Origin of the sequence: Actinoplanes sp. NPDC051513 (assembly GCF_044454685.1) — a bacterium.
Lineage (GTDB): Bacteria > Actinomycetota > Actinomycetes > Mycobacteriales > Micromonosporaceae > Actinoplanes.
In genome coordinates this window covers 1-12,567 of the sequence record NZ_JBITDW010000054.1, presented here as the reverse complement: position 1 = coordinate 12,567, position 12,567 = coordinate 1, and the positions used below count along the sequence as shown (strand labels likewise).

General features: G+C 63.2%; 8 protein-coding genes and 1 pseudogene. 4 read left to right on the top strand and 5 right to left on the bottom strand.

Translation table 11 applies throughout. The features are described 5' to 3' along the window. Positions 1 to 507: hypothetical protein (locus ACIA5D_RS51270; RefSeq protein ID WP_396038037.1), on the top strand; the 507-nt coding region annotated here is incomplete at its 5' end. Positions 508 to 587: 80 nt separating this feature from the next. Then, entirely contained in the window at positions 588 to 824 is a 237-nt protein-coding gene (locus ACIA5D_RS51265; protein WP_396038036.1) for a DUF1059 domain-containing protein, read from the top strand. 188 nt (positions 825 to 1,012) lie between these two features. Here the strand turns inward: ACIA5D_RS51265 and ACIA5D_RS51260 are convergent, their stop codons facing one another. The 3 genes from ACIA5D_RS51260 to ACIA5D_RS51250 all read right to left on the bottom strand — a co-directional run bounded on the left by ACIA5D_RS51260 (position 1,013) and on the right by ACIA5D_RS51250 (position 7,777). Next, on the bottom strand, positions 1,013 to 1,867 hold the full coding sequence (locus tag ACIA5D_RS51260; protein ID WP_396038038.1) for an NAD-dependent epimerase/dehydratase family protein: 855 nt from the start codon (positions 1,865 to 1,867) through the stop codon (positions 1,013 to 1,015). A 326-nt stretch (positions 1,868 to 2,193) separates the two neighbouring features. Then, entirely contained in the window at positions 2,194 to 3,378 is a 1,185-nt protein-coding gene (locus ACIA5D_RS51255; RefSeq protein ID WP_396038035.1) for a hypothetical protein, read from the bottom strand. Between the two features lie 772 nt (positions 3,379 to 4,150). Then, positions 4,151 to 7,777, bottom strand: a complete 3,627-nt coding sequence (locus tag ACIA5D_RS51250) for a hypothetical protein (protein WP_396038034.1) — start codon at positions 7,775 to 7,777, stop codon at positions 4,151 to 4,153. A gap of 507 nt (positions 7,778 to 8,284) precedes the next feature. Here ACIA5D_RS51250 and ACIA5D_RS51245 point away from each other — a divergent pair. Further along, positions 8,285 to 8,440 carry a hypothetical protein gene (locus ACIA5D_RS51245; RefSeq protein WP_396038033.1) on the top strand — a complete coding sequence of 52 codons (156 nt, stop codon included), beginning with the start codon at positions 8,285 to 8,287 and terminating at the stop codon, positions 8,438 to 8,440. Between the two features lie 529 nt (positions 8,441 to 8,969). Here the strand turns inward: ACIA5D_RS51245 and ACIA5D_RS51240 are convergent. Further along, on the bottom strand, positions 8,970 to 9,866 hold the full coding sequence (locus tag ACIA5D_RS51240) for an IS3 family transposase (RefSeq protein WP_396038031.1): 897 nt from the start codon (positions 9,864 to 9,866) through the stop codon (positions 8,970 to 8,972). A gap of 97 nt (positions 9,867 to 9,963) precedes the next feature. On the opposite strand from ACIA5D_RS51240, the gene ACIA5D_RS51235 reads away from it, so the two are divergent. Continuing rightward, on the top strand, positions 9,964 to 11,079 hold the full coding sequence (locus ACIA5D_RS51235) for an IS30 family transposase (RefSeq protein ID WP_396038030.1): 1,116 nt from the start codon (positions 9,964 to 9,966) through the stop codon (positions 11,077 to 11,079). A gap of 14 nt (positions 11,080 to 11,093) precedes the next feature. On the opposite strand, the pseudogene ACIA5D_RS51230 reads toward ACIA5D_RS51235, so the two are convergent. Continuing rightward, positions 11,094 to 11,369, bottom strand: a pseudogene (locus tag ACIA5D_RS51230) (transposase); the annotation flags it as partial. Positions 11,370 to 12,567: the final 1,198 nt, after the last annotated feature.

The window sequence follows — 12,567 nt, the reverse complement described above, 5'->3', positions numbered from 1 at the left end:
AGCGTGTTGAGCGTCAACGTGATCAATCCATCCTCGCCGCCCCGGGCGGGCTACACCTGTGAACCGCTGGTCTCACCGAACCCTGACACCCAGGGCCAGGCCACCACTCTCGGACAGCGGCATGAGCGGATGTTCTGGGCCATCACGAACCTCAGCGGAAGTTCTGTCCTGAGCGTCACGGAGATCCGATGGCTCCAGCTGTCACACCTCATAGCGTTGGTCCGTCATCAGGGTATGAACGCGTTCGAGAGCGTTGTCCACACCGTCAGCGGGCTGGACGCGGCCGACGCCGGCCACACTGCCCTGTTCGGCATTGAGCCGTATCCCGTACCACCGTATGAAGTGAGTTTGAGGGTCAGCGCGTTCGAGAGCTGGCGCATCCGGGCCCGCGGCAACGCCTGGACCCGGACTGTCGCCTACGTGCGGGGGCCCGACCGCCCTGTCGCCCTGGACGACATCCCTTACGTCGCCGTGCCGCTACCGACGGCTTGGCGTCAAAAGTCGTGACAGTCTCGCCACAGCGCGCGGGACCTCCCGGGACGCCCCGAGAACACCTGTCCTGCTACCAACACCACGAGGAGATCCCGATGAAAACCCTGACCTGCCGCCAACTGGGCGGTCCGTGTGATCTGGCACTGAGCGGTGAGACCGCCGACGATGTCATCAAGGCGCAGGACCGGCATCTCCGCGAGGCGGTCGGCGGAGGTGACGTCGCCCACGAGCCGGCACACGAGGACATGAAGGGTCGCTGGCGGCATCCGATCCGGTCCATGGGGTGGTACCGCGAGACGAAGAAGGCGTTCGCCGATCTCCCCGAAGCCTGAACGCGGCCGGGGGTGTGTCCGAGATCAGTCGTGCGCACCCCCGGTGGACAGGCTCATCGCCCTCCGGTCTCCCACCCCGGCCAGCACCGCCGGCCCGCGTTATCTGCGGCTATGAGCACGCTTGATCTTGGACTGCAAGAATGCGCTGTCACGACCGGCAGGCGATAGCCCTTGTGCTACCGGAGAGCTCAGTTGCGAATAGTCCGCTTTGACGAGCTTTCGTTCCCGGGCTCGTTCAGTAGTCGGAGCACGCCCTCTGTGGGGTGATACCCGAAGGCGTTCGTGGCGGCGCAGGAGTCATAGACCCGGTCGATTGTCCGAGGCAGCGGCCAGCCTCGATCGTGAAATGCCGCCGCGACCTTCGGAGCGCGCTCGGCGATCACGTTCGCTGCGTCGTGGTACAGAGCGACGCAGTCCGTGTGCGTGAACGGATACTGTCCGGCGATGTTGAAGGTGCCGACCACCGCGTCGTGTGCCACGGCGCTCGACGTCGCCACGGCGACGTCGGCCAGCCGCACGGCTCGGTGCAGTAGGCGAGTGGCCAGCACGGGTAACGGTTCCGGGAAGCACCTGGCGATGCGCAAGACCGTCGAGCTGATGGCGCCGGCCGTGACGAGTTGTTCCGCGGCGATCTTTGTCTCGTCGTAGATGTCGCGTGGACGTGGCGGCAGATTCTCGTCGACCCACACCGCTCGGTCGGTGGGGACCAGCGCGTCGCCGTACACGCTGGTGCTGCTGATGTAGATCACCCGCCGTACACCGGCGGCCTTGGCGTCGTCGAGCAACGCGGCAGTGGCCTCGACATTCACCGCCCGGAACTCCCCGTCGTCAACGAGGCCGACGTGCGGAGCATGCAAAGCTGCCGCATGAACCACGACCCCGGCCGCCCGGACCGCGGCGCGGCGTACCTGTCCGTCGCGGAGATCGCCGACGATGCTCGTCCATCGGCCCGGTGCCCGGTCAACGCCGCGAACCCGCCAACCGGTGGCATCAAGCGCCTGCGCCACAGCATCACCGACGCGACCCGAGGCGCCTGTTACCACAGCCACCCCAGCCGACGACCTCGTCAGTTCTTCCTCGCGCACGAGCCATTCTGGCCAGGCGCGAAGGCAGCCGTCGACCCTGCAGCCCCTCGCCGGCACGCGCAGACGCCGAGCACGTAGCTGCCCACCACCCGCCACACTCCTGTTCGGTCAACGCCCCACCAGCGCTTTGCCCCGTGCCCATAGCCCACGCGGATGGCCTTGCATCAACACAGAATGTGACGAACGGCTGCGCGAGCGCGTCATGAACGCGGCAAATGAGGATGCCGCCGAAACGGCCTGTGCCACGGAAAGCAGCATTGTGGCTTTCGCTCAACGTGCGCGGGTCAGGATCGCCAGCTGGTCCTGCGTTGCCACTCGTTCTTCCAAGCCCTGACCTGGAATTGTGGGAACTCGATGGGTTGGCCAAGATTGGTGATGTCCTCCGGCAACCGGTGCTGTGTTGTGGCGAAAGCTGCGGGAGCGAGGGCGGAGGAGAACGCGACATCGCCGCGGATCTGGGCGCCGATGAGATTACGTTGTCCCTCGTCTGCGTGGGCCTGGATCGGATGCGGGAAGTCGTTGAGTGGCCGCAGACGCGTTTGTGACAGGATCGCGTCAAGACGCGTGTACACAGCGGGATAATGCCCGCCAGCCGCGCCGATTACGACGAGCAAGCCTCCCGCGCTTAGCGCAGTAGATAGCAGTTCGATCTCCGTCGCGAACTTTTCTGTGATGTGAGTGTTAGTGAGAAAATTGCACATTACGATGAGGTCGTACGCGCTCGGCGGGTAGTTGCCATCCTCGATCGCGAATCGTCTGGCAGTGTGCCTCGTGATGTCATCGTCGCTGCGCTCGAATTCCGCCAGGATGGCCTCGGCGCCTCGATCGATAGCGGCCTCATGCTCGCGGCGTACCGATAACCCTTCGAGGTCGTCATACGTGATCCCGAACGGCAGCGCAGAGCCGTCAGTATCCGGACCCTGTCTGGCGCAAAGCTCCTCGGAGAACCGGTGAAGTAGCCAGGACCAGGCTGGACCGCGATCGATGGCGTGCAGTATGCGCGCTGAGGCTGCCTCTATGCCAAGGTCGGAGGTAGTGATGAAGGCTCGTAGGTCGTCGTAGAAATCCCGAACGGCGAACAGCACCGGAGCCGGACCGGCACCCACTTCCAGAACCGACAAGCGGCTGCGGCGTAGCGGCAGGTGTCCGGCCGCGAAGAGTCGATCGAGAACCTGCAGGACCCGTCCGTACCGGTCCGACAGGTGCCAGATCAGGTAGGCCACAGTCTCGGCATCTGACTTGAAGGCGAGCCGGTCGCAGCTGGCCAGAATATCCGGGTAACGGGTAACGATCTCGTCCGCGGACGGAGTAAGCAGGGCGCGGTGGGCAACGGAACTCACTGCCGCGGTCATCGTGACCAGCCGCTGGCGTCGCAGCGACTCCTGCGACGATCGCCAAGCCACCCAAGAGTCGGCGTGATCGCGCAACCAGCGGCCCGCGCGCCACTGCGGGCTGGTGTCATCGGACATCCACACATAGTCACACAAGCGCCCTATGGGAGGCGTCCTGATTCAGCTCGGCGCTGACTGTGATTACTTTGAGTGACATTCGCGCGCCTTCTCCGCGGCAAATCCGGATGCCGGGCTGAGCGTTGGTGTTGAATCGTGAGCGGTAGCTGGGAGGAGTCGATGGCGGCTCGTGCAGCCGCTCGGGCGCGGGTACGGATCGGGCAGCGGCGCCGCCCATTGTTGCCAGACGGGCCAGGACATGTCGGGGCACCACCTTCACCGAATGGCGTGCGGCACGGCGTGTTCTTGTGGCGACGATGCCCACGAGGCTTGCTACGTCAACGCGGGAGAAGACGCTGCCTGGTGGGACGCGCAGTGGTCAGCGGTCTGCGAGCAAGTGGGCGTCATGCACGAAGGGAACCGGCCCGTGACCTGACCGAACGGCATTCCCTGTTTCGTCTGGCCCGCGACGCCCCAGCGACGCTCGCCGGCTGCGGTGGGCTGCAGTTGGTCCAGCAAACAGTTCAACAAGGCACACAACAGCCTGCTCGCGATCGGCGAGCGCGGGAACTCGCTGCTCAAGATGACGTTCATAACGTTGCGCTACGTCAGCCACCACCCGTGGCGGATCGGGAAGATCGTCGCCGCAGCGTCTGTCATCTCCACATCGGACACGACCTCACCACATGACACGGTCAGTAATCAGTTCCTTGCTCGGACAACCTCACTGCGCTGGGTAGAAGAAGCCGACGCAACTCGGTATCTCGATAATACGCAAGCGGCCTAGGCCGGCCTAGCGCCGTTCCTCAGCCTCTTCCACGAGTACTACCTCCAGCCGCTTCTTGAGATATCCGATCACAGTTCGAGCCCAGCTCTTCACGCCTGCAGGCTCATTCTTGTTCGCAATCCACTTGTCTAGTTGGGCAATTTGCTTGTTCAAGCGGTCCGACTCGTTTCCCCACCAGGTGCCGGAAACCAAGTCGCCGTACAACGATGATGATACTTTGTCGTCCGTCCCGAACTTATCGAGAAGGAAGCGAACGACCTTCGATGGTTCGCCATCAGCTACGCCCGTGAGTGACGCAACCAGCCGCGCTCGCTCAACATCCGTTCCGATCCAGGCGATGACATCGTGCGCCGAGTACACGTTCGCGAGCCAGCCACGGAAGTCCATTTGGAGTCGCCAAGACCCAGTCTGCACGAGCCGCAGCACACTGTCGAGACTACGAGTGCCAGCAGTTGTGACGGCCTCTTGTATGAGCTTCTGTTCCTCGCTGCCTTCAAAAATGTGCAGGGACCCAGCGTCAACCTGGCGGAGTAGATTGAGCAGCAGCGTATCCACGTTGTCGGCCAGCTGACGGCGTGCCAGTTGCACCCAGTCCCAGCTCTGCTGCCCGGCCTCCGGGAACTTGGAGCGAAGCTCAACCAAAGCGGCGATACGGGCCTCAACTCCCGCGCTCAATGTCGGACGCTGGAACACCATCATGGCAACGACATCGACCGCGAAGTTGTAGTCGGGCTGAGTCTCGATCTTCGTCAGCCACTCGTCAACGATCGCAACAATCCGGTTCTCGTCGACCCCCACGTGCCAGCCGAACATACGCGGCGCGCCGACGTGTACCGGCAACACCTTCATTAGCTCAATTAGCCGCGTCCAGCCAGTATCTGATTGCGGACCGCGCACCGTTATGACCAGGCGGGTGGCGGGGTCCAGCTTGCTACCGACAGGTCCGTCCAGGAAGGCATCGAAAGCATCGGGATGAGCATCGCCGATTGAGGCGTGCAAGTACCCGACGAGACCGGCAACGTTGCCACTGTCCGCGAGGTTTGCCAGAGAAGCCACAGTTTCGTCACTCGCCGATACGGCATAGAGCGCACTACCAAGCTCAAACGACGCCTCCGGCGGTTGCGCAGCGCTGAGCAGCGTTATGACGGCAGCGGCGCCGTCAGTCGCATGCATTGACAGCGCGACTTGCTCGATCGACTCCTGCAGTTCGCCATCTTCCCACTCCCAGCGCTGCGCGTAGGCGAGTGAAGTCAGCTCATCGATTGGTTCCGCGGCCGGGAGGCGTGCGCTCAGCATGTCGAGGCCGGCTCGACGGCCCGACACATCCGGCTCCGAGTTAGTTGATGCCTTGAATTCAGGCTTCTCGACGTTCGTAAATAGTGCGTAGAGGTGCTTGACTTCAGTCCGCACCTTGCGGAGGGCATCCGTCGGTAGTGCCGCTAACGCATCGAACAGGGTGTCCCGGACGGCCTCGTTCTCAAGCATCGGATGGATGGCGTCGATCAAAGCCTTTTCGGCTACTTCACGAACTGCGGCCTCGGTGTCTCTAGTCAGGGCCTGAAGCATTTTGATGCCGGCGCGAAGGTAGTCCCATAGATCGCCGTACGTCTTGGGTGTTCCACGAGGTTCAACAACGACGCCACCCTGCAACTCGCCCGACACCATCACCGACCCGCCGCGCACATCGATCGCAGTGTCCGCCGCCTGGGTCGCGAGCTTGCGGATCGCCGGGTCAGAACTGACTGCGACGCCCTGCAAGTACTGCATGCGTGCGTCTGGCGGCGCGGCAGTCGCGGGAAGCATGGAGCCGAAGAGACTCAGCCATGTACCGGTCGCGTTGTTACTCCACGTCTCATTCTCAGCCAAGGCCAGACGCAGCAGCATGTCCGCAGCTCGCTCGAACGTCGCCGAATGCCATACCAGCTTTTCGAGCGTCCAGACCAAGTTCCGTCGAATCAACTTTAAGCCCCGCAGTTGATCATCAGTCGCCTCGTCGATCAGCCGGCCCAGGTGATTGGCTACATCATCAGGGCTAACGATCGCCAGCTGGATGAGCAACCGAGACCCACTGCGCTCTGAAATTGCCTCCAATGACCTGAACGGGCCGTCGTCTCCTAGGATTCTGTTGAGGGCTATCGCAGCTGGCCCACTCGAACCCAAATCGGCGGCCCGAAGGAACAACTGCTCGGCGAGTTCTTCATCGAGCGTTGGCAACAGATCGCCAATGATCTTGTCGCCCAGTTCCTCCCAAGCCCGAGTGGCCAGGTACACCGCGAGGGGTTGAGGCGTGACCGACCGGTATCGTCCGTGCTTCGTGATAAGTCCGATCCGCTCCAGCTTGCGGTTGGCCGCGAGCATGTCCTCCACCGCGATGCCGAGACCCGATGCGATCTGTTCAATCTGAGTTCTCAGTTCCCGGTCGACGCCGTAGCGGGAGAACAAAGCTAGGGCGCTAAGAGCTAAAAAACCGTCATCTCCCGACAGTAGATCGCCGACGAGTAATTGCAGCGTATTGGCATCGATCAAACCGCCAACGTTGATCTTCGGGTCGTTCAAAATCGCTTCAGCGACGTACATCGCCCACCGAACGTTGCCCGCGCAGTTGGCCACAACTACGCGCCGAGCCTCTGGCCAGAGGGCAGGCCTGTTCTGGGTCAGGACCTTATCGATCACTTCGTCAGCCAGGGGTGACAAGACGATCGGCACGCTCTGCGTTATGCGGGTGTCGCGCTCACCTATGGTGATGAGCTTGACCTGCGCACCGCTTTGCAGCTGCTGCGCGAAGACGTTGTGACGCTTACGGGTGCACTCATCAATTACCAGGACTGCACTTCGACGCTGAGCCGTCAGGTGATCGATCAGCGCGTAGTTCAGGTCGTCTGCATCGCCGACGTAGAGCACGAGCGGCTCGTATGCCGACCCGCGCAGCGATTCCAGCACTCCACGGGTCTTGCCGAGCCCACTGACGCCCTCAATGCGGAGCTCGAGCCGGGTCGCATCGGCAACGAACGCCGTGACGGTCGTGCGCAGTTCGTCGCGGTCGGTCGAGGGCACCCACGTCGATTGGTGCATGCCGCTCTGCTGCCACTTATCGAAGGCGATGGCTACATTGCCCACCCCGCGCAAGAGGCTCGACACCGCAAGCTGAGGGTATTGTTCGACCCACCGTGCGAGCTGATTGCCGTCAATGATCTTGAAGTTGTCACCACTGACGTTGTAGCCCAATTTGGCTGCTCGTTCCCGCAGCTTTTTCTCGCGAGAGGCGATCAGATAGTCCTCGAGGGCCTTGCCGAGCACGATTCGATACTTGCCACCGGCCTGAATGATTTCCCGAGCACGTGTCGCGCCCTCAAGTTCGTCGGCGCATTTCTTCGGCGCTAGATCGCCGGCCTTGAACTGCCACGCAGAGTCGCCGGCAGGGATCCAAGTAGTCGCGCTAGCTGCGTAGACGCCTGCGTCCACGCCTTGATCACCGATGTTGTCCTGGTACGACGTGTGGAGGTCGCTCCCAGCCATGCCGGCACTGGCTGATTCCAATGCCAAAAGCCTGCTGATCAAGTTTTGGAAGAGCGCACCACCAAGACTGACTACTTGGGCCGGATCAACGGAGAACGGACCAAAGTCTTGGTTCACAGCGCTCTACCTCCTTGCCAGATATTATAGAATGTACGACGGAATGTCCAAACCATACACGTTTTGACTGCGCAAAAATTGCATGGCGACCCAGCTCGTGGCGACCACCGTCACGTCGCTGTCCCAGCGTACGGCGACTCCCAGAGTCCGGCGCCTCCTCGACCGTGTCCGCCTCTTCCATGGCGCGGATGTGGTAACGGACCCTGTAGTTACCGCGCGGTAGCGCAAGCTCGCAGATGTCCCGTCCAGCCCGCCAGATACGATCGATCTGCCGCCGACGTGAACGGGATCTCCACGATCTCGTCCCGGCCTGCGGGCAGGGTCATTGCGTTGTCGGGCAACTACTGGTCACGGCGGTGATTAGGTCGCGTGAGCGGCGGTGTTACGCAGGGTGGCAATGACGGTAGGCGCCGAGGTAGTCGCTTCATCGGCATCGATCAAACGGTACGGCGCCTCGCCTATGCCATCAGCGGTGACGCTGTCCATCCCGACCACCACAATGCTTCCATGCAGATTCTGCCCGACGGCCCGACCTCTTGCCGACTGTACTGGATTCAGGACGTCCTTCCCCACCCCCTCGACGTCCGCCTCGAGGAAGGCATGACGGCGAGCGCGAAGGTCATCAAATCGACCCTCGAATCCTCCGACGCGATCCCACGATGACCGCGCTGATACAGGGAAAGACGAGTTTCAAACCGTGCGGGACTGAATGCGCCTCGGCACTCTCTGGACGCGCACTGACATCGGCTACTTGTCCGTGTACTCGATCATGAGTTTGTGTAGGCCGCTTGAGTGATCGACGGCGTCGCCTTTCATGGTCATCATCAGGTGCGTCACCTTGATCAGGAGCTGCATCGTTCTTGACACTTTCTGGTGCGCGTTTGGATCCGGCGGGGCGGCTGATTTGATGGGTTGGAACCCTGCTCAGATCGGGTGTGTTGGCGATGACCTTCTCGGGAAGACCTTTGCCGGGTGCGCGGATGACGCTGGGGCTCGTGACGATTGGGTTGGGGCTGAACCTCAGGGCCTCGATTCTTCTCGGTCCGCATTTGAACGAGCGGTTCGGAGTCACCGCGGGCTGGTACCTTGCCGCGGTCGGGTTACCCGTGCTGGTGGCGGCGTTGGTGCGGTCACCGGTGGGAGTGCTGGGCTTGACCCGTTTCGACGGACAGGGTCGATGTGTTGATCTTAGTTAGGCGGCCAGGCCGATGGATAGCGGCTTGTGGCTGAGGGCTTCGAAAGCGGCGGGGCTGAGGTAGCCGAGGCTCGAGTGGCGGCGCCGGGTGTTGTACCAGCCTTCGACATACTCGAATATTGCCTGCCGGGCGGCTTGGTGCGTGGGCCAGGACTGACGATGCAGCAGTTCGGTCTTGATGGTGGCGAAGAACGATTCGGCGACCGCGTTGTCCCAGCACTGCCCGCGACGGCCGACGGAGAGACGGATGCCGTGACGGTGCGCGAGGCGGGCGTGCTGGGTGCTGAGGTATTGGGTGCCGCGGTCGGAGTGGAACACCAGCCCGGGCCTGGGTCGGCGTCGCGCGACGGCGTCGGTGAGGGCGGCGTCGACCAGGTTGGTCTTGAGATTGTCGGCGACGGCCCAGCCGACCACGCGGCGTGACGCGAGATCGATGACGGTAGCCAGATAGAGCCAGCCCTGCCACGTGTTGATGTAGGTGATGTCGCCGCACCAGCGGGTATCGGTCGCGGTCGCATCCGTGGTGAAGTCACGACCGATCAGGTCAGGGCGTTTGCCGGCGTTCGAGTCCGGGGTCGTGGTGACCCGCCACCGCCGCGGGTTCTTGCCGGCCAGGCCGGCGGTCCGCATCAGCCGGGCGACGCGTTTACGGCCGTGCCGCATACCGGCGTCGGTGAGATCAGCATGGATCCGTGGCGCCCCGTAGGTGCCCTTGGAAACCGCGTGCAGGTGCGTGATCGTGTCGGTGAGCTCGGCGTCGAGACGTTCCCGGCGGGACAGGACACCGGATTTCTGCTGGTAGTAAGCGGATCGGGAGACCTCGAGCAGCTCGCACGCGCGCTTGACGTTGTGCTCGCCAGACTGCTCCGCGGCGATGAACGGAAAGACGTTCACCGGGTCTCCTTCGCGAAGAAAGCCGTCTTAGATTCAGGTGATCAGTGCAACGGTGCTGGTAGATGGGTGACTTGTGGCACGAATGGGTCGGCCTGGGATGTCGGACGCGATGAAAGAGGATCTGTGGCGGCGGTGGCGTGACGGTGACTCCATCAGTGTGATCTCGCGGGCCTTGGACAAGCCGCCAGGATCGGTTTTCACGGTGCTCAAGCACCATGGCGGCATCGCGCCGGCCGAGCGGGTTCGCCGGGCGGATCGCTTGACCGCCCAAGACCGGGAATCGATCTCTCGAGGACTTGAGGCCGGCGCTTCGCTGCGTTCGATCGCTGTGTCGATCGGCCGTCCGGCATCGACAGTGAGCCGGGAGGTCGCTCGCAACGGCGGCCGGGTGAAGTATCGTGCGTTCGCTGCCGAGCAACGTGCTCTGGAGCAGGGCCGCCGTCCGAAACCGTCCGCTCTGCAGGACAATCCGTTGCTCCGCCAACTGGTGATCAAGCTGTTGGAGAACGAGTGGTCCCCGGAGCAGATCGTGGGGCACCTGCGGCTGGTGCACGCAGACAACCCGTTGATGCGCATCAGCCACGAGAGCATCTACCGAGCGATCTACACGAGCCGGTGGAAACTGATCCCGCGTGAGTTGTGCACCAGGCTGCGCACGGGTCGTCCCATCCGCAAGAACAAACGCAACACCGTCAAAGGCCAGTGGCGCTCACAGATCGTCGGAGCACGGCCGATCGAAGAACGACCTGCCGCGGCCGACACGCGGACCGAACTCGGCCATCTCGAGGGCGACCTCATCGTCGGCGCCAAGAACAGCCAAGTCGCAACGCTGGTCGACCGCAGATCTCGTTATCTGACCATGGTCGCGCTGCCCAGCCGTCACACCGCGACGGTCATTCCGGCCCTGCAGCAAGCGTTCTCGCTGATGGACCCTCACCTGCTCAACACCCTGACCTGGGACCGCGGTATGGAGCTGGCCGGCCACCGCCTGCTGACTGAAGCCACCGGCGTCGACGTCTTCTTTGCCGCACCGCGCAGCCCGTGGCAGCGCGGCACGAACGAGAACACCAACAAGCTGATCCGCCAATACCTACCGAAGGGCACCGATCTCGGCCTGCACAGCCAAGCTGATCTCGACGCCCTGGCGGCCCGCCTGAACAACCGCCCCGTAAATGCCTCGGCTATCGAACTCCAGCCCAGTGTGTTGTCTTGACTCCTTGAATCTAAGGTTGCTCGCTTGAGAATGTCAACGTCTTCACGCAGTCGCCGGTTCTCCGCGCGCAGCCGTGACAACTCAGCATGCTCATCGGACGTCAGCCCGTCGGAACGGGTACCAGCGTCGAGTTCGGCCTGTTTGACCCACTGCCGGACCGCGGTCTCGGTCAGCTCGAAATCCTTCGACACCTGCCCAACCGTGCGATCCCCACGCCGACATAACTCGACGATCTCAGCCTTGAACTCCGGTGTGAACGACCGGCGAGGCCGTGATCGCTTCTTACCCATGCTCTCCATGATGATGGACATCCTCTCGGAGACCCCAGGTCCCCTGATCTCGGATGTCCGTCAAAACGGGGCAGGCCCAAATACCCTCGGTAGTCGATCTGTGTTTGGCTTCGGATCGGCCATCAGCTGGCCGCCAAGCTTGCGGATCTCGATGGCCGCTGGGTACTCGGTCGCTACGCGGCTCCGCACCACCACCCGTACGCCGGCATGCGAGATCTAATGGCGGCCGGATCAGCTCCAATGAGACTGGATCAGATCCGTTGAGAACTCACATCCAGTTACCCGCACGGGTGACGGCGACGCAACCCGGAATCGGGAAGATCACGTAACTACATGAATGTAGTTTGACCAGGCGTTTCAGTGCCGCGGACGCCTCCGGTCGATCCGCGGCAGATGGTGTAGCAAGTCCGCCCATACGTCGGGCTCGGATTGCCAACCATGCTGTGCCTCCGGCACGCGGAGCTCGGGCGGGGCCGAGTCATGCACCGCCGGCTCGGGCAGATGTCGCGAGGTGATCGGCTCGCCCAGGCTGATCGTCGCCGTTCTCGGGCGGGCCGCCGCGCCCCGGCCGGACGCCGTCACGTCGAGATGCTGGCGCCGTAGTCGACCCCGCCCCTGCCGGAGGCCTTCCCAGCGGCGGCCGGTCACCTCGAGCACCACGTTCGCCGCCGGCCACCGCGCCGTGGGCACCAGCACGCAGCCTTTCTCCCGGGCCCGCGCTTGCAGCGGGCAGCATGAAGGCGACTGGCCCAGACAAAAGTGCTGGAGGAGTTGGTATGGCCGTCGGAAGTGCTCTGCCAGTTTGTACGCACCCGGCGTCTCCCGGCCGCGGGATGGCCTCACCGCCAGCCAGTATCTCGCTACGGTGCGCCACGGGGTTGAGGAGTTGCCGCGGGTGTGCAGCCGCGAGGACCGCATCGTTCGCCACGGGTATGGCGTCGACTTCGGTCAGTGGTTCTTCTTCGGGGACATCGCACCGGCTGTCGCGTTCGGCCGGGCTGCCGGATGTCCTTGGAGTGCAGAGCGTACGGCGTCTTCCGGGCGGCGCACGAGGTGCCGTTCTGTCGCATTCACCAGGTTGACGAGCGGGTCCTCACCTGGCCGGGCGTCGCGTGGACCGTTGTGACGACGAGGTGGAGCACCTCAAGCGGTTCGTTCAGGGTGTCAAGGAGCATCGATGGTCGTCGCACTGGCATGC

Bases quoted from the DNA above. Each gene is read 5' to 3' on its own strand.
- ACIA5D_RS51265 (WP_396038036.1), top strand. From the start codon at position 588: ATGAAAACCCTGACCTGCCGCCAACTGGGCGGTCCGTGTGATCTGGCA.
- ACIA5D_RS51255 (WP_396038035.1), bottom strand. From the start codon at position 3,378: ATGTCCGATGACACCAGCCCGCAGTGGCGCGCGGGCCGCTGGTTGCGC.
- ACIA5D_RS51245 (WP_396038033.1), top strand. From the start codon at position 8,285: ATGCAGATTCTGCCCGACGGCCCGACCTCTTGCCGACTGTACTGGATT.
- ACIA5D_RS51235 (WP_396038030.1), top strand. From the start codon at position 9,964: ATGTCGGACGCGATGAAAGAGGATCTGTGGCGGCGGTGGCGTGACGGT.